We start from the raw sequence: 17207 nt of genomic DNA, 5'->3' as shown, positions 1-17207 counted from the left end.
GTGAGATTGAATAGACAAAAAACCACGTTTGGCCGCCACGAAACCTTCCCGCTACGTTACAGCTGGTTGACCAAGGGTTTTGAAGCGGTAAAAGCCGAACCGGATTGTTTCAGCCGGCCTGAGCAGGCCATGGTGACGCTGGGAGTCGGACGCAACATGGTCAACGCCATTCAATATTGGCTACAAGCCACTGGCATAGTGGTTTTCGACGATGGAATAGCCCGACCGACGGAATTAGGGGAGACATTGCTGGGCGAGGGCGGGGATCGCTACTTGGAGGACGAAGCCACATTGTGGATCATCCACTGGCTGCTCGCTTCCAATGCCGAAGGGGCTACCGGTATTTATTGGTTTTTTAACCACTATGTGCTGCCCCGGTTTTACCACAACGAAGTTCTGCGAGCACTCGGCGAATTCGTCGAGCAGGAGATCAAACCCGGTCGTTCGGAAAGCACCCTGAAATCCGACGTTTCCACCTTGCTGCGCCTGTATGCCCCGGAGGCCGGACGCAATGATGAGCATCTCGATTCCCCGCTGGCGCCTTTGCAGTTAATCGAACCCGAAAGCGGCGGCGGCTATCGTTGCCTCCGAATCATGCGCCCCTTTCTGCCGCCGGTGGCCCTGCATTTCGCGCTGGCGCAGCGCTTCGAGGCTGATCCGCAGCAACCTGCACTGCCCGTGCGCGCCGTGCTGTACAGCAATGATGGTTGGGCGGCGCCGGGCGCCGTGTTCCGACTGAGCGAAGAAGGGCTGATGGCCGCCTTAAACAAGGTAATGGACCGCTACCCACACGTCTATGAGTTACGTGATACCGCCGGGGTACATCAGATCTACCGGAGTCAGCGTGCGCCCGGTTCCCTGGATGTGCTGCGTAACCACTACCAGGGAGGCGCGGCATGAGCGGCCTGGATCAATGGATTCGGATCAAGTCTACCTATACCCGCTCGATCAATCTGGCGCGGGATGCCGGAAACTTGGATTTGGTACGCGCCTATTTGCCTACGTCGCGAGCCATACAAGCATTAACCCAGATTGCTGACAGCCTGAATTACACTGCCTGTGAGCGCGCGTTGGCGTTGATTGGCCCCTATGGCTCAGGCAAATCGGCTTTTGCGTTGTTCCTGAGCGCCTTGCTGTCGCCGGAATTGGATGAAGCGCGGCAAATCGCCGCCGATATTCTTGGTGCCGCTGATTCGGCACTGGCAAAACGTTTCTCACAAGCGTTGGAAGGGCGCCGTGGTTTCTTGCGAGTACAAGTCAATGGCACTCCCGACTCGCTTGTTCGGCAGCTGTTATCGGCCTTGGCAGCGGCTGTCGAGCAAGCCGGGCTGTCGGAAACGCTCGCGTCAGACTGCCGCACGGCCGCCAAGGCCGGCACATCGCTGGATCGTGTATTGGCGCTGTTCCGGCGGGCGCAGAGCGACTGGGCAAACGCAGGCGGTAGCGGCGTGCTGGTGGAAATCGACGAATTGGGAAAGTTTCTGGAATACGAATCCTTCCATCCCCAGCACCGGGAAATCCACTTGCTGCAACTGCTGGCCGAGCATGCCTACTCCGCTCACCGCGCCCCGTTACATCTGGTCGTGATGCTGCACCAAGCCTTTGAGCATTACAGCCACCGGCTGGGTAAACAACTCCGCGAAGAGTGGCAGAAGGTGCAAGGGCGCTTCGCCGCATTGGCGTTTCTCGAACCTCCCGAACAATCTCTCCGCATCGTCGCCGCCGCCTTCGAACGCCAGGGTGGGGCACTGCCCGACAAGGTAGTTGATGCCCTGGAAGATTGGACTAGACTCCTGGCGGTGGAAGGAGCGCTGCCACCGGGGCTAGATGAGGCTCAGGCCCGCAAGCTGTTTCGGCGCTGCTATCCATTGCATCCGCTGACTCTATTGATTCTGCCGGTGTTATGCCAAAAGGCCGCGCAAAACGAGCGCACGCTGTTTTCCTATCTCGGCAGCGGCGAGCCGTTTGGCCTACGCGGGAGGCTGAGCCGGATGAGACTGGGCGAATGGATCGAGCCGTGGCAGTTGTACGACTACTTCATGCTCAATCCGGCGGGCGGATTTTCCGACCCGCTGGCGCATCATCGCTGGATCGAAGTCGCCACCGTACTGGAACGGTTCGATGGCGATCAGGACAGCCCTGCCGCGCGTTTATTGAAAACGATCGGTTTGCTCAACCTAATTGGCGCTCAACGCGGGCTAAAAGCAAGTCGAAGCTTGCTTCGGGCCTTGTTCGGCGAAGCTACCGATGAGTTGCTGCCCCAGCTGGAAAGCGTATCAGCCATTCACCTTCGCCAGTTTAACCAGGAATACCGGGTTTGGCAGGGCAGCGATTTCGATCTCGCTGGAGCTGTACGGCAGGCTACTGCCGAGTATGCCGCATTACCGCTGGACGAGATGTTGAACGCACTGGCCCCGCTCAAGCCCATCGTTGCCCGCCGTGTCACCATCACCACCGGCAGCTTGCGCAGCTTCACCCCGGTTTTTACTTCCCGCTTGCGCTGGCCGCCGAAAACGGACGGTGGACTGACCCTGTGGTTCTATCTTGCCGAATATCAGGAATCACTAAACCCTAAAATGTTCCCTCCGCTGACGGTGGTAGCCGTTTGCGAATCAAACGAGCGTCTACGCGACGCTGTCGCCGAATGGATGGCCCTCAGGGACTTACCCAACCGCCATGCCGTGCTGCACCGTGATCCCGTGGCTCAACGCGAACATCGCGTTTGGCTAGACAACGCCGAAGCCGAGGCACTGCGCTTGATCCGTGCCCTACTCGATGAACCGGAAGCGGATTCTTTGCGTTGGTTTTGGGGCGGTAAAGAACGCTTGGTGAATAACCGCTGTCACTTGCAACACTTGCTTTCCCATTGGGTAGAGGAGATCGTCTACCCGCAAGCCCCGCTGTTCCGCAACGAACTCATCAACCGTGACCAGCCTTCGCCTAGCGCCAACACCGGACGCAAGCGGTTACTCGCCGCCATGTTGACCGCGCCCGATCAGGACGACTTGGGCATCGCCAAGACCCCCGCCGAAAAGAGCCTGTATCTCTCGTTGCTGAAAGAAAGCGGTTTGCATCGCAACCAGGCGGGCAAACGCGGGTTTTATCCGCCCGAGCCGGCCCACGATTCTTGCCGAGTCGGGCCGGTGTGGGAGGCCATCACACGAGCGCTGGGCGACAGCGGCGAGCGTCAGGTTTCCGGAAAACTTTTGCCTGAACCATTTGAGGGATTAGACGAAGCGGAGCGGATGCTTTTTTACATTCCACAGTTGTGCGCTTCATTCAAGCATCTAAATATCCACGCATAAATATATGTCAGCGATTGTTGTGGCATTATCTTCACTCGTCGGAGGGGTTCTTGGTGTTTTGCTTACTCATGTATTTTCAATAAAGCGAAAGCAACGCGACGAATTAGCTGAGTTCCGCCTCAAGGCCTATGTAGACTTTATTAATGCGGCATCGCGTTTAGTTTCCGCGCGGCGGGTAGGCCGCACGGCTGATGAAATTGAAGAACTTGCCGCGCTAAATGACGCTAAAATACGCATTTGTATTCCTGATTAGCGAGAAAGTTCAGCACAGGCTCACGTGGTGAGCGAGTAGAGGCTTTAGACTATGGACATCGATCACAAGAGAGGTGTCCCATGTCAATGAACCAAGTGCAATTTCAAAAGGGATTGTCGTTGGCCGAGTTTCTGACCCAATACGGCACCGAAGCACAGTGCGAAGCGGCCTTACAAGCTCTGCGTTGGCCGGACGGTTTCCGTTGCCCAGCCTGTGGCGAGGCACGGCATACGGTATTCAAACGAAATGAGCGAACCTACTGGCAATGCGGACACTGCCGAAAGCAAACGACGTTAACCGCCGGGACGCTCTTCGAAGCGACCAAGCTGCCGCTCACCACCTGGTTTCTGGCGATGTATCTCCTAACCCAGGCCAAGAACAATGTCTCAGCCTTGGAGTTGATGCGTCATCTCGGCGTGTGTTATCGCACCGCCTGGCTGATAAAGCACAAGTTGATCCAGGTGATGGCGGAGCGGGAGGCGGATCGGCAGTTGAGCGGGCGGGTCGAGATCGATGATGCTTACCTGGGCGGTGAGCGCTCGGGGAAACGGGGACGAGGGTCGGAAAACAAAGTCGCCTTCGTGATGGCGGTGCAAACCACGGATGACGGACGTCCGTTATTTGTGCGTATCGATCCCCTGCCGTTCACCCAGCAGGCGATTGCGGAGTGGGCTCAACGCGCCTTAGCTCCGTCGACTTATGCACTCACCGATGGTTTGAGCGGGTTTCGGAGCTTGCAGCACGTCGTCGCTCGCCACGAATGCCTGATTCTGGGCTCTGGGCGGCAGTCGGCACAACATCCTGAGTTTCGTTGGGTTAACACGTTGTTGAGTAACCTGAAGACCGCGATTTCCGGTACCTATCACGCGTTCAAATTCGAGAAATACGCCAAGCGGTATCTGACCGAGTTCCAATACCGTTTCAATCGGCGTTTCGATCTCAAAACGCTGCTTCGCCGGCTAGCGCACGCTGCCGTATTCACTCCACCTCGCCCCGAGTGGCAACTTCGCTTAGCTGAAATTCATCGCTAATCAGGTTTGTATTTGTGCTGACCCAAAAGTTGTCGAAGCTCTCGTAAAGTTCTGGAAATATGGTGGGACACTTGAGCGGGAGCGTGAGATTCTAGCTTTTACTCGTCTCTGTTTGCAGATTAGAGAAAGCTTGGGGAATTCTAGAAATGATATTGTTCATATGGAAATATCGAACACCTTATTTAAGCTTCAACCATCGGCATACTCATATAGGGCGGGAAATCATGAAGATATCTCAAGTCTTGAATATTAGGAAGATGGCTAAAAATACTTAAATTAAAAACATGAGCTCCACGCCGCATTATTTATGGATGTACTGACTATAAAAACATATAACAAAGAAGCAGAAAAGATTTCAAATCAACATGACCGACTAGCTCCAAAAAGATTATATGAGCTAGTTCTAAAATTTTTTATACCAAACAGGAAGACTCTTGATATTGGGTGTGGTAGCGGGCGCGACACTGCTTGGCTTGCGACAAATGGATTTGATGCCATGGGAATAGACGCTTCTTTTGGAATGTTGGAGCAAGCGAGAAAAAGGTACCCAGAATTAACCTTTCAGCAAATAGCGCTACCCGACTTGGCTGGGGTTAGTGACGGTTCTTATTCCAACGTTCTATGCTCTGCCGTGTTAATGCACTTAGAACATGGGTCGTTAAAAGCAGCCGTGAAGAACATTTTAAGGATTTTAAGTCAGGGCGGAATTTTGCTGCTTTCGTTTCGCGGAACACGGAATGCTAATAAGCGCGAAAACGGAAAGCTTTACGAGACTATTACCAAGGAAGAAGCAATAGACTTATTCGAGAAAGAAGGCGGTGAATTGCTATTTTATGAATCGATATTAGAAGTTGGCCGTAATCACCTTTGGCACACTTTCGTTTTCAAAAAATAGGATTTCCCTGTGCTTTTGGTTGCCATTTCTGTTTAATGCCAACATAAAGCGAAGCACAATTATAGGCCGTTTGTAGATAGTCTTGCCTCTTGGCAGCAGAATTGCCAGTTTGAGCAATTAGTGTTTCCCTTAACGGATGATGTGAGGTAATTAGATATTCATTGCGATTATAGAGCCGCTCCAATAGCTCCACGGATGGCAAGCGTTCAAATTTTCCATTTTCCCCTCGATTGCAATTCTGGCAAGCAAGGACTAAGTTAGCAACCCCATCAAGTGGTTTTGTCGAATCACATCTTTTCAGCATGTGCGGAAAAAAGTGGTCCACGTCCGCTAAATCATCGCTTCCTGGCTCAACTGAAATATCCCTAAAACAATAAAAGCAACGTCCCTTCTGATAACCGTTCAAAGCTGGCCTAGCAGAAGTAACGCTATTTCTCCTGATTGAGGTAACACCGATTAGGTTCTCCGATATATCTTCATATTCAATTAACATCAAGTTGCTTGATATATTATTTTCCCAAGCAGTCTCAACCAGACGCCAACGAGCTTCTGTTTCCTCTTGCAAATTTCCAAATTGGAATTGTTCTCCAAGCTGGAAAAATTCGTCAGTAAGCTGAATTCCTCCGGAAGTTTTGCGTTCATCTGTAAAAAAGCGGGCACCAACCTCCTGGCCATGCACGTTATGAAAAGCATCAATTACATTATTGAAGCCGTAACGAACTGTTTGCTTTATCATTTCGTCGTGGCTTATTTTTCCTTCATTGAAGGAACGCAGATAATCTAGAAATGTACTTTGATCTCTTGTTATCTGTTTGGGGTGTTTTTTTAGCCTTTCGCACAAGTGTTTTGCATAAGGTTCTGCCAATTCATCTAGGGTTATAAGCGTTTTTCCGGTCGAATGTAAATCATATAAAGACTTAGCCAACGCAAATTTATACGACGCCGTATTTCTACCAAAGAGAACAATAGCTCTCCAATAGTTTTCTAGACTTGGGTCCAATTCGTAAAATCTCGACATTATTATTGTGTCTCCCGCATAAATGTCATGTTCTTACAAATTCGTGTCTATGTCGGCGGATCATGCATTGCTTATCTATCCAGGGTTTGCTGAAGATCCATTCCCTGCCTTAAGTGAAAGCTGGCTGGTGAACTTAGAGGGCAAAACTGTGAGTTATCGCACCTAGGCGAGCTCTCAAAACCCTCCAATACTACACCGTAAGGAGCTATTGCTCCCAACAGATCATCCGCGGCGAGCGGAATATGCAGCTTTAACGGCTGCGGCGGAATCGATCGGGTTATTCGAGCAGCCGACTCGTATTGGCTACCAGCAGCAGTGGCTGGCATTGATACGCGAGAAGGGCTATCGAATCGATGGGCACAGTTTGGTTCCGATCGGCAATGATGAATCGGAAGAGGAAGGGCCGGATGGAATAGGTGCCCCGCTCCACGCCGGCTGGCAGGCATCGCGGCAGCTTACGGCGCTCGTCCGTTATGGCTTTTCGGCACCGGTACAGACGCTTGCGCGCTATGGTTTTCTCGACGGACGCTACCGGGTATTCGACTATGGCTGTGGGCGCGGCGACGATGTACGTGGACTCATAGAGAACGGATTGCAAGCAGCGGGTTGGGATCCCTATTACGCGCCGAATAATCCAATCAGTTCGGCGGACATTGTCAATTTGGGTTTCGTCATCAATGTCATTGAGAACTTCGACGAGCGCGTCGAGGCCCTAATACGCGCATATTCGCTTGCCGAGCGGCTTTTGGTTGTCTCCGTGATGCTTGCCAATCAGAACAATGTCCATGGTGAATGTTTTCGGGATGGCGTGCTCACAAAGCGAGGGACGTTCCAGAAATACTTTACTCAGGCGGAAATTAAAGCCTTTATCGAAGCGGCACTCGACGAGGAACCGATCCCGGTCGCTCCGGGTGTGCTTTATGTTTTCCGAGACAAAGATGCCGAGCAGCGCTTCCTAGTTGATCGTTACAGCAGTCGGCGGAATCACCTGCGCGACCCTACTGCACCGGTCCGCGAACAGCGACCTACACCCCGAAGAGACCGCGCTGCGGAGAAGTACACTGCGTATCGCGAGCCGCTGGATCGGCTCTGGGACCAATGGCTCGCCCTCGGCCGTAAGCCGGAAAAGTCCGAGGTATCGGATCTGTTAGGACTCACAGAAGGCTTCGGAAGTTTGAATCGGGCGTTGCGCTTCCTCGAGACTCGCAATGGTTTAGAGGCGATTGAACGCGCCCATACCTCGCGCGTGGGGGATCTGAAAGTCTATTTCGCGCTGAATCAGTTCGAGCAACGTAAGCCGTATAAACATCTAGAACCTGGGTTGCAGCGCGATATTAAGCTGTTTTTTGGTGACTACGGGGCTGCGCAGACCTCGGCCCGCGAGTTGCTGTTCCAGATCGCGAATGTGGAGGCTATTGAAACAGTGTGCCGCCAGGCTGCTGAACGTGGCTTAGGCTGGCTGGAGCCAGGCGAATCCTTGCAATTGCATGTGAGCATGGTCGAGCAGCTTCCGTCTCTGCTTCGGGTCTATGTGGGCTGTGCCGCAGTGCTGTATGGTGACTACCGCAACGCCGATTTGGTGAAGATCCACATTCGATCCGGCAAAGTGAGCCTGATGCGCTATGACGACTTTGAGGGCCGGCCGCTGCCGCGGCTGATCGAACGAGTAAAGATTAAACTGCGCCAGCAGGACATTGACTATTTCGTTTATGGAGACGAACACAAACCACCGCTTTTATATCGCAAGTCCCGCTATATCAACGAAGAATTCCCCCAATATCCGGATCAGGTTGCCTTTGACGAAGCTCTCGATGCGCTTAATCTGTTCGACTTGTCCGGCTATGGTCCCGGCCCGGATGAATTTCTAGAAATTCTGTCGCGCCACCGCTGGGCCATCGATGGCTTTCGACTCGTGCGATTGCAGACCGTTCCGAAACTGGACGATCTTTGCGGCCAATTCCTGACTTTTCGCCAACTTATAGAGTGCGGCGAGACACAGGCGCGAACTGGATTGGCGAACCTGCCCCAGTGCTCGGAGAGTTACAACGCCCTGTATGATTTGGCGGCGAACGTACTGGATCCGATCATCGAATACTTTGGCATGATTCATTTGACCTATGGCTTTTGTTCACCCGCATTAGCGAAGGAGATTCCAGGTCGAATCGATCCTAAGCGTGACCAGCACGCAGCCCATGAGCTCAATCGCCTCGGCCATCCCATCTGCGAACGGCTAGGTGCCGCCGTGGACTTCATAATTGAGGACGAGAGCATGCTGGAAGTGGCGCAGTGGATCGTATCGAATACTCCATTTGACCGGCTCTACTTTTATGGAGACACCTTGCCGATCCACGTAAGCTATGGGCCGAATCACGATCGACAGATCGTTCGCATGCTGCCAACCGCGACGGGACGTCTGTATCCAAAGGTTACGAGCATTGAAGAGTTTTTGGTACTCACGTTGGCGTGAGTTGTCGGTGTTCAGCCGTTGCACCACGACTTTAGATGAAGGAAGCCATGAATAAGCCCTCTCTGGGAGAGGGTTGGGTGAGGGCCTGTTAGATCAATCCGTTGCACAGGCCGCTTCTCCGAATTGGAGGCTTAATCAGAGCTTCCTTAAGGGGCGGTAACGAGGCCGCAAGGGGAGGCTCCCTATCCTCAACCGACCCGACGACGAGAGCGGCGGATTTAGTGGTTTTAGTGGGCTGACCTGGCGCAACGTCCTCGAAAATGCGTCTTGAAGCTCGATTTTCGTTGGCATACCACCTCACCGAGTTTCGATAAGAAAGAAACCCATGCGACCATCCGTTGCGCTCAACCTCAAATGAAGCGCTATCCGCGAAGCGGCGAACCCGCGCGTCTTCGGCTCGGTGCTGCACGGCACCGACCGGGACGGCAGCGACCTCGATCTGATGGTGGATGCGTTGCCCGACGCGACGTTGTTCGATTTGGGCGGTTTGCAGGACGAGCTGGAATCGCTGCTCGGCGTCCTTGTTGATCTCTTGACCCCGGCCGACCTGGCGCCAAAGGTCCGGGCAAAGGTGCCTGCGGAAGCCCAGCCGGTATGAGCGAGAACCGCCTGCCTGACGGATGAATTCCTCGTCCGGAATGTAGCGCCCGGCCGGAACCGCGACCAGTAGCGTAACCATTACCCCCGAGGCCGCCCGTCCGGCCGTGCCCGAGCCGCCGATCCTTTGGCTGTTCGGCGCGAGCGCGGTAGCGTGGGCGTTACGGTTTGGAGCGAATATCGGGAAAGGACCGGGCCGAGAGGGTTTTCAAGCCATCCGAACGAAACGCCTTGCTGATCCGAGGTTCGCCTCATTCGGTGGCGCCATACTCGGCAGACAGTTGCCTTTTTCATTTGCCCGATCCTTTCGTGCAACTCCGATGCGGGAGAGGAGTCTCATTAGTCAGACAATCGCAGCACAGATCAATCCGAGGAGCGAACGATGAAAAGGAACTCGGCACTGTATGGCGCAGCCATGGGCGCTGCGTTGATGTATTTGTTGGATCCCGATCGTGGCCGATATCGTCGCGCAACGCTCCGCGACCAGGCGACGAGCAAGATGCATCACCTCGACGATGCGCTTCAGGTGGCTTTGCGCGATCTTCGGAATCGCGCGGTCGGCGTGGTTGCAGAGCTGAATGGCTGGTTGACCGCGGGGCCTGTTCCAGATGATTTGCTGGTGGATCGAGTCCGGTCCAATCTCGGGCGGGTGGTTTCCCATCCCAAAGTCATCGATGTCAAGGTGCAGGACGGTTTCGTGACGCTATCCGGTCCGGTTTTGACGCACGAACACAAGGCGCTCTACCGGTGTGTGGACGCGGTACGCGGCGTCAGGGGTGTGGACGATAGGCTCGAACTGCACGACACCGCGGAGCAAATCCCCGAACTTCAGGGCGGCATTCCGCGCCGCCGGATACGCCCGGACATCCTGCAGACGAACTGGGCGCCCGCTACCCGGCTGATCGCCGGCGCAACCGGAACCACGCTGGCGATCAATGCCCTTCGGCATGCCAGCCCGTTCACCGCCGTTCTGGGCCTGGCGGGTTCCAGCCTGCTCCTTCGGGCACTCACCAATCGACCGCTCACAGGTGCAGCCGGCGTCGCGGAAGGCCACCATGTCGAAGCAATCCAGTCGCCCCGCCCCGGTGCGGAGACTGCTCGGCAGCCCGCTTCCGAAGAACGGGGGGAAGCGATTCATTAGAGCCAGGAGGGGAGTGCGATGAAAGTCCTCATACTCAGCTCGGATTATTTCGAGGATGCCGAACTGCTTGTTCCTTATTACCGGCTGAAAGAGGAAGGCATTCCGGTCGAGATCGGCTCCGACAAAGCCGGAAAAATCATCGGCAAACACGGTTACGAAGTAACCGTCGACAAAACACTTTCGGAAATCGTCCCCGGGGATTACGACGTTCTCCTGCTCCCCGGCGGCAAAGCGCCGGCCGCGCTGCGGGAGGAGGTATCGGCCCTGGCGATCGCCGAGACCTTCATGCAAAACGAGAGTCCCGTGGCGGCCATTTGCCACGGCCCGCAGATTCTGGCTTCGGCCGGTGTACTGAAGAACCGGCACGCCACCTGTTATCGCACGGTCGCCGAGGAATTGAAGCAGGCCGGGGCACATTATGAAGACCGCGAAGTCGTGGTGGACGGCAACCTGGTGACATCGAGACAACCCTCGGACCTCCCGGCGTTCATGCGGGAGTTCATGAAACGCCTGAAAAGCAGGGCTTCTCCTGAGAAATGAAGAATCAGCGGAAACAGACATGAGTATCGAACCCGTCCAGCTACAGGAACTCCGGATGCAAATGGAGGAGTGGCAAGCCGAACTCGACCGGCTGGAAGCGTGGCCCGCAACCCGGCTCGAACACAAGGAGCGGATCGAGGCACTACGGGAAAAGCTCCGGGCGGGCGTGGAGCAACTGAGCGAGTGGCGCGGCAACGGACGCCCGGAGATACCTTAAAACGGACACACAAGCCGGGTTCGGGAGCGACACCCGGTGCTTTGAGCCGACGCGGGAAATTCTATGGAAAAGCTTTTTGACGACCGTACGGATGCCGGACGCCAATTGGCGCAGGCTTTGGGGGCTTACGCGGGCCGTTCCGACCTCCTCGTACTCGCCCTGCCCCGGGGCGGGGTGCCGGTAGCGTACGAAGTTGCCCGCGCCCTGAACGCGCCCCTGGACTTGTTGATCGTGCGCAAGCTGGGGACTCCGGGCAATCCCGAGTTGGCCATGGGAGCGATCGCCAGCGGGGGCGCTTCCGTGCTGAACCCGGATGTGGTGTCGATCTACCGGATCAGCGACGAAACCATCGAGCGGGTCGCCGCGAACGAGCGGCAGGAGCTGGCGCGCCGCGAACGACTTTACCGGGGCGATCGCCCGTATCCCGAGATGGAGAACCGCTGCATCATCGTGGTGGACGACGGCATCGCCACCGGAGCAACCATGCGCGCGGGCCTGGCGGCCCTACGCCGGCTAAACCCGGCCTGCATCGTGGTTGCCGTGCCGCTGGCGCCGTCGGATACGGTGGAACGTTTGCGCAGCGAAGTCGACGAGGTGGTCTGTCTGACCACGCCCGAGCCCTTCTTCGCGGTCGGCCAGGGATACCGCGACTTTTCTCAAACCACGGATGACGACGTTCGGGAGATCCTGGCGCAATCCTGGGGCGAGTCACCGGATTGAGCAAACCTTTAGCAGGGAGTTCGGATTATGGACCATGCTACACCCACCGATGCCATCGAATTTCAGGCCGGTCCCGCGGGGGCGACGCTGTCCGGCTCGCTGTTCCTTCCCGACAGGCCGCTGGGACTCGTGGTCTTCGCCCACGGCAGCGGAAGCAGCCGGTTCAGTCCGCGTAACCGCGCCGTTGCCGACTATCTCAATCGCGCCGACCTGGCGACCTTTCTGTTCGATCTCCTTACCGCCGAAGAACACGAGGTCGACCAGTACACCCGTCAATTCCGTTTCGACATCGACCTCCTGAGCGAGCGTCTGGTGGGAACGATCGATTGGGTCAGCCAATATGCGCTGACGGCCGACCTTCCGATCGGGCTGTTCGGCGCCAGCACCGGTGCCGCCGCGGCACTGCGGGCGGCGGCCGAGCGTCCCGAATCGGTGGCGGCCGTGGTATCGCGGGGTGGCCGGCCGGATCTGGCGGAGGAGCGTTTGCCCGAGGTGCTCGCGCCCACGCTCCTGATCGTCGGCGGCTACGACGATGTGGTGATCGAGCTCAACCGGCTCGCGGCCGAGCGCATGAATGCGGTGAATCGGTTGGAGATCGTGCCCGGCGCAACCCATCTGTTCGAGGAGCCCGGCACGCTGGAAAAGGTTCAAGAGCTCGCCCGCGACTGGTTTCTGGAGTATCTGCGGCGATGAACCGCGGTCCGCTGCGCATGTTCGCCCTGAGCGAAAGCCGGGTGCTGGGCGATGACATCGCCCGGGCAATGGGTTCGGTTCTGGCCGAAGTCGAGGAAACAGGCTTCGAGGACGGCGAGCATAAGGCGTATCCGGCCGAGAGCGTGCGGGGCTGCGACGTCTTCGTGGTGCAGTCGCTGTACGACGAGCCCGGCAAATCCGTCAACGACAAGCTGTGCCGCCTGTGGTTCTTCATCGGCGCGCTTAAGGACGCTTCCGCGGCCTGCGTGACGGCAGTCGTACCGTATCTCGCCTACGCGCGGGCAGACCGGAAGACCCGTCCCCGCGAACCTGTGACCTTGCGTTATGTGGCGCAACTTTTCGAAGCGGCGGGAACGGACCGGGTCATCACCCTCGACGTGCACGATCTCGCGGGCTTTCAGAATGCCTTCCGTTGCCGTACCGACCATCTCGAAGCCGGGCCGCTATTGGTCGATCATTTCGCGGGAAGACTCCAGGGCGAGGTGGTGGTCGTCTCGCCCGACGTGGGCGGGCTGAAACGGGCGGAACGTTTTCGCCGCAAACTGGCCCGGCGGCTCGGTACCGGCGTCGGCAGTGCGCTGATGGAGAAATACCGCAGCGATGAAGCCGTTAGCGGCGCAGCCGTGGTCGGCAACGTATGCGGCAAGACCGTTCTTATCGTCGACGATCTGATCAGCACCGGCGGCACGGTGGCGCGTGCCGCGCACGCCTGCCGCGAACAGGGGGCGATCGCTGTGCACGCCGCCGTCACCCACGGGCTATTCGTGGGCGAGGCTGCGAAGGTCGTGGCCGATCCCGCCCTGGATAGTCTCGCAATCACCGACAGCGTTCCGCCGTTCAGGCTAAGTCGCGAAACGATTCAGGATAAGCTGACCCTTATCCCGATTGCCCCGCTGTTCGCGGAAGCCATCCGGCAGATCCGCAGCAACGGTTCCGTCAGTCGCTTGATGGGGGACTGAAAGCGCGGGCGAAAGCCGCCCGGCAGCCAATGCCGTTGGGTTGCTGTGCGTATGGCAAAGTAAAACCCTGTTCGAATCGCCCTCACCCCAGCCAATCACGCCGCGTATTCCCTGTGCGGAGCCGCAAGCGGCGCTCACGCGTGCAAAGCGGACTCGCCACGCGACGCTGTCCCCCTTGGCTCGCGAGTCCGGGGCAGCCCATCCCTGCCTGCCGCTCGTCGCGCCGATGTGTCCCGGAAGGTGAGGGGGCTCTTGTGGCCTTACTTTCTCGACTATTGGGAGCTCGGTTATTGACCCGGCCCAAAATAACGTTCGCCCTGAGCTTGTCGAATGGCACTCGGCTTGGGGCTTCGACAAGCTCAGCCCGAACGGAATCAATAGGGTATTTAAGGGCCGGATTAATAATCCGTCACGCCGGCAGGGATTGCTCGTCCTGCGGACCAGCCGGTGGCTATCCAAATCGGCTTCGGGCTAATGTTCGCCGTCCTTGCGACCGCCTTTACGTGCCGGCTCCCGATTCTCGCCTTTTCCGTGGCGGTTAATGTTCGAGACGGCTGCTCCGGCCGCTGCGCAACCGAAATTTGGCCATAATCAACATTATTAATCAGGCCCGTAAATACCCTCCTGGTATTTACGGGCCGCCGCCAAGGCCGGTACACGCCCGGCCTTGGCTCACGCGGATTGTCGCCGCGCCGGGGCATCCCTGCCCCGGATTAACCCGGCCTATGTTTATAGGCCGGGTTAATAGGCCTGCTCGGGCACCATGGATTTGTTCGGGCCGGCGAATCCGATCACGGTGGCGATCGCGAACTTGCATCGGGGTTTGTCGGTCTCAGTACCGATAGAACCGAATCATCGGGATTTCTACGACGACTCGGGAGCTTCAACTGTTATGACCAGCGTTCTCATTACCGGCAGCAACCGCGGATTGGGATTGGAGTGGGCGCGCCAATGCGCCGGCGCCGGATGGCGGGTTATTGCCACCTGCCGATATCCGGAGGAGGCCGATGACTTGGCGAAGCTGGCGGATCAATTTCGGTCCGTGCGCCTCCACCGGCTGGACGTGACGAACGCCGGCCAAATCGTTGCCCTGGCCGAGGAGCTGAGGGAAACGCCCATCGATATCCTGCTCAACAACGCCGGGGTCTATCCGGAGAAATTCCTGCCTCTGAATGCGCCCCTCAATTTCGAGGACTGGGCCTACACCTTCCAGGTCAACGCCATGGCTCCGCTGCGCATGGCCAAGGCGTTTGTCGAATTGCTGGCCAGTAGCGATAAACGCCTGGTGGTCGCAATCAGCAGCCACATGGGCTCGATCGCCGAAATCGACGGCCCCGGCAGTTACTTTTACCGATCCAGCAAAGCCGCGCTGAACGCGGTGATGAAGGGACTGTCGCTGGAGTTTAAGCCCTTGAACATCGGAGTTCTTTTGTTGCATCCCGGCTGGGTGCAAACACGAATGGGCGGGCCCGGCGCGCCGTTGTCGCCCGAACAAAGCGTTCAGGGCATGCGCCGACTCGTTGATGAGTTCACATTGGCGGACACCGGCCGCTTCTTTCGCTATAACGGCACCGAGATTCCCTGGTAGGAAACGCCTACCCAGGGCAGGCCACGGCTCCTCTAAGTCCATTCAGGAAAGTCCTACGGCATACGAACCGCTCATTGAGCGGACTTGCCGGGGGGTGTCGGCAAGGGATTGCCGACCTACGACCGTGCACCCAGTAGGTCGGGAATCCTTTCCCGATACCGTGCTCCGATCAAGCGGCTTTGTCGGCAAGGGATTGCCGACCTACGACCGTGCACCCTGTAGGTCGGGAATCCTTTCCCGACGCCGTGCTCCGATCAAGCGGCTTTGTCGGCAAGGGATTGCCGACCTACGACCGTACCACTCTGTAGGTCGGGAATCCTTTCCCGATACCGTGCTCCGATCAAGCGGCTTTGTCGGCAAGGGATTGCCGACCTACGACCGTGCCACCCTGTAGGTCGGGAATCCTTTCCCGACGCCGCGCCCCAATCGAGCGTCTGCGTCGGCAAGGGATTGCCGACCTACGACCGTGCCACCCTGTAGGTCGGGAATCCTTTCCCGACGTTCACGCCCCGAGCGAGCGTCTGCGTCGGCAAAGGATTGCCGACCTACGACCGTGCCGCCGCGATCGTCCCTCCGTCATCGGTGACGATGACTTCCGTCCCGCTCGCTAGGCCCCGCTTTCCTTGTCGTTTCTGAAATGGAAACAATAGCGTTACTTATATTTCATTCATGACTGTTTATTAAATTATCTAATCTTTTTCATAAGAAAGTCTTATTCAACAAAAGGAACGTTCGCGACGATACTGATACTAATCGGTTGTTTGGTCGTCTTGAAAAGAGGGGAAATCACTATGACGAGCGTTGAAATATTCTTGGCACTGGTCTTTTTCGGTACCACCGGCGGAGCCATCCGGTTTTGCCTGAAGAACTACGACCGGTTGAACCGTAAGGAAAAACGATGAGCAAATATTCGCGCCATGCGCACCTGAAAAGCCGGGGTTAGATACCCCGGCTTTTTTCTGCCCGCCGAACCCTGAGCGCCGACTACCGTGCCGGCAGCTTTCCCGCGACGACGGCATGCCTTCGAACCGAACCCGTTCGTAATCCCCTTCAACATGCTGCGGCATTCCTCGCGGGTTTTTCTGTCTGAAAGATCAGAGTATCTTAAAAATGCCATGGACTTTCACTCCGGCTCGAGAGGCGTACGATGCCCGAAACGGTTGCCATTGTTCACAACAAGGTTCCTGCCCGAATCCGCGTCCGAATCCCGCTGATCAGAAACAAAAGGACCATGGCCGAGCTGCTCAAGCATAGCCTGCTCGGGGATGTCAAGGCCAAGGGGATCTACCATGCCGAACCGAACATAACCACCGGAACCGTCCTGATCAAATATCACCCCGCCCTGCATACCGAAACGGAAGTCATCGAACGAATCCGGGCCATCGCCCGGAACATCTCCACCGGAACCATTGAGATCACGGCCAAGCACAAGAATCCAAAGCTCGGCAAAATGCAGCCGCAGGCCTTTTTCACCCGGGAGCTTATTGTGAGCATCGCCGGAAACATCATTGCAGGCTTTGTATTGGCGGCTCTGATTTCCCGCGGGTAGCACACTTGCAGGATTGGCTTCGGTACGAGCTTTCCGGGTCGGCCCGCGGATGGCTGAATGTAGGAGCCGCTGTTCGCATGATTCGACCGGATTACCTACCTTGTCGTTTCCGGACAGCAGCCGGTGTATCTTGGGCTGAGGCTCTGAGGGTGCTGGTATTGCCGAGTAGAATAGCGGACGATGATCCGAGCGCCGGCCCTTGGGATCAAGGTT

General features: G+C 56.8%; 16 protein-coding genes. 15 read left to right on the top strand and 1 reads right to left on the bottom strand.

Annotation, left to right across the window (positions count from 1 at the left end; genetic code table 11):
• Positions 1-6 precede the first annotated feature (6 nt).
• The 5 genes from sS8_RS16660 to sS8_RS16645 all read left to right on the top strand — a co-directional run bounded on the left by sS8_RS16660 (position 7) and on the right by sS8_RS16645 (position 5484).
• The gene (locus tag sS8_RS16660; RefSeq protein WP_197716546.1) at positions 7-900 is read left to right on the top strand and encodes a DUF4007 family protein; all 894 of its coding nucleotides are present in this window, start codon (positions 7-9) and stop codon (positions 898-900) included.
• Positions 897-3305, top strand: coding sequence for a hypothetical protein (locus sS8_RS16655; RefSeq protein ID WP_119630596.1), 2409 nt, complete (start codon positions 897-899; stop codon positions 3303-3305). The genes sS8_RS16660 and sS8_RS16655 overlap by 4 nt, the downstream gene beginning before the upstream one ends.
• Positions 3306-3309: 4 nt before the next feature.
• Entirely contained in the window at positions 3310-3558 is a 249-nt protein-coding gene (locus tag sS8_RS27700; RefSeq protein WP_145986568.1) for a hypothetical protein, read from the top strand.
• A gap of 80 nt (positions 3559-3638) precedes the next feature.
• Complete coding sequence (locus sS8_RS16650) at positions 3639-4589, top strand: IS1595 family transposase (protein WP_119630594.1); 951 nt, start codon at positions 3639-3641, stop codon at positions 4587-4589.
• Between the two features lie 307 nt (positions 4590-4896).
• Positions 4897-5484, top strand: a complete 588-nt coding sequence (locus sS8_RS16645) for a class I SAM-dependent methyltransferase (RefSeq protein ID WP_119630592.1) — start codon at positions 4897-4899, stop codon at positions 5482-5484.
• Here the strand turns inward: sS8_RS16645 and sS8_RS16640 are convergent.
• Positions 5474-6502, bottom strand: coding sequence for an HNH endonuclease family protein (locus sS8_RS16640; protein WP_119630590.1), 1029 nt, complete (start codon positions 6500-6502; stop codon positions 5474-5476). The two genes, sS8_RS16645 and sS8_RS16640, sit on opposite strands and share 11 nt — an antisense overlap.
• Before the next feature lie 208 nt (positions 6503-6710).
• Between sS8_RS16640 and sS8_RS16635 the strand changes: the two genes are divergently transcribed.
• From sS8_RS16635 to sS8_RS16590, 10 genes are all read left to right on the top strand, one after another.
• Positions 6711-8969: a DNA phosphorothioation-associated putative methyltransferase gene (locus sS8_RS16635; RefSeq protein ID WP_197716545.1), complete on the top strand. Its 2259-nt coding sequence runs from the start codon at positions 6711-6713 to the stop codon at positions 8967-8969.
• A 400-nt stretch (positions 8970-9369) separates the two neighbouring features.
• Positions 9370-9567, top strand: a complete 198-nt coding sequence (locus sS8_RS16630) for a nucleotidyltransferase family protein (protein WP_456299271.1) — start codon at positions 9370-9372, stop codon at positions 9565-9567.
• 381 nt (positions 9568-9948) lie between these two features.
• Positions 9949-10707 carry a BON domain-containing protein gene (locus sS8_RS16625; protein WP_119630586.1) on the top strand — a complete coding sequence of 253 codons (759 nt, stop codon included), beginning with the start codon at positions 9949-9951 and terminating at the stop codon, positions 10705-10707.
• An 18-nt stretch (positions 10708-10725) separates the two neighbouring features.
• Positions 10726-11247 carry a type 1 glutamine amidotransferase domain-containing protein gene (locus tag sS8_RS16620; protein ID WP_119630584.1) on the top strand — a complete coding sequence of 174 codons (522 nt, stop codon included), beginning with the start codon at positions 10726-10728 and terminating at the stop codon, positions 11245-11247.
• Positions 11248-11266: 19 nt separating this feature from the next.
• Positions 11267-11464 (top strand): hypothetical protein, encoded by a 198-nt coding sequence (locus tag sS8_RS16615; protein WP_119630582.1) that lies wholly within the window; start codon positions 11267-11269, stop codon positions 11462-11464.
• Between the two features lie 63 nt (positions 11465-11527).
• Positions 11528-12184, top strand: a complete 657-nt coding sequence (locus sS8_RS29265; protein WP_119630580.1) for a phosphoribosyltransferase — start codon at positions 11528-11530, stop codon at positions 12182-12184.
• 27 nt (positions 12185-12211) lie between these two features.
• A complete protein-coding gene (locus tag sS8_RS29260) occupies positions 12212-12877 on the top strand; it encodes a dienelactone hydrolase family protein (RefSeq protein ID WP_119630578.1) in 666 nt (221 codons plus the stop codon).
• Positions 12874-13857 (top strand): ribose-phosphate diphosphokinase, encoded by a 984-nt coding sequence (locus sS8_RS16600; protein WP_119630577.1) that lies wholly within the window; start codon positions 12874-12876, stop codon positions 13855-13857. Before sS8_RS29260 ends, sS8_RS16600 begins: the two co-directional genes overlap by 4 nt.
• Before the next feature lie 892 nt (positions 13858-14749).
• Positions 14750-15445, top strand: coding sequence for an SDR family oxidoreductase (locus sS8_RS16595; RefSeq protein ID WP_119632854.1), 696 nt, complete (start codon positions 14750-14752; stop codon positions 15443-15445).
• Positions 15446-16592: 1147 nt separating this feature from the next.
• A complete protein-coding gene (locus sS8_RS16590; protein ID WP_119630576.1) occupies positions 16593-16994 on the top strand; it encodes an HMA2 domain-containing protein in 402 nt (133 codons plus the stop codon).
• Positions 16995-17207: the final 213 nt, after the last annotated feature.

The organism is Methylocaldum marinum (assembly GCF_003584645.1).
Classification (GTDB): domain Bacteria; phylum Pseudomonadota; class Gammaproteobacteria; order Methylococcales; family Methylococcaceae; genus Methylocaldum; species Methylocaldum marinum.
The sequence above is the reverse complement of the archived record's forward strand: the minus strand, read 5'-3'. Positions and strand labels throughout refer to the sequence as shown.

Coding starts and splice junctions, on each gene's coding strand:
- sS8_RS16655 (WP_119630596.1), top strand. CDS start 897: ATGAGCGGCCTGGATCAATGGATTCGGATCAAGTCTACCTATACCCGC.
- sS8_RS27700 (WP_145986568.1), top strand. CDS start 3,310: ATGTCAGCGATTGTTGTGGCATTATCTTCACTCGTCGGAGGGGTTCTT.
- sS8_RS16650 (WP_119630594.1), top strand. CDS start 3,639: ATGTCAATGAACCAAGTGCAATTTCAAAAGGGATTGTCGTTGGCCGAG.
- sS8_RS16645 (WP_119630592.1), top strand. CDS start 4,897: ATGGATGTACTGACTATAAAAACATATAACAAAGAAGCAGAAAAGATT.
- sS8_RS16640 (WP_119630590.1), bottom strand. CDS start 6,502: ATGTCGAGATTTTACGAATTGGACCCAAGTCTAGAAAACTATTGGAGA.
- sS8_RS16625 (WP_119630586.1), top strand. CDS start 9,949: ATGAAAAGGAACTCGGCACTGTATGGCGCAGCCATGGGCGCTGCGTTG.
- sS8_RS16620 (WP_119630584.1), top strand. CDS start 10,726: ATGAAAGTCCTCATACTCAGCTCGGATTATTTCGAGGATGCCGAACTG.
- sS8_RS16615 (WP_119630582.1), top strand. CDS start 11,267: ATGAGTATCGAACCCGTCCAGCTACAGGAACTCCGGATGCAAATGGAG.
- sS8_RS29265 (WP_119630580.1), top strand. CDS start 11,528: ATGGAAAAGCTTTTTGACGACCGTACGGATGCCGGACGCCAATTGGCG.
- sS8_RS29260 (WP_119630578.1), top strand. CDS start 12,212: ATGGACCATGCTACACCCACCGATGCCATCGAATTTCAGGCCGGTCCC.
- sS8_RS16600 (WP_119630577.1), top strand. CDS start 12,874: ATGAACCGCGGTCCGCTGCGCATGTTCGCCCTGAGCGAAAGCCGGGTG.
- sS8_RS16595 (WP_119632854.1), top strand. CDS start 14,750: ATGACCAGCGTTCTCATTACCGGCAGCAACCGCGGATTGGGATTGGAG.
- sS8_RS16590 (WP_119630576.1), top strand. CDS start 16,593: ATGCCCGAAACGGTTGCCATTGTTCACAACAAGGTTCCTGCCCGAATC.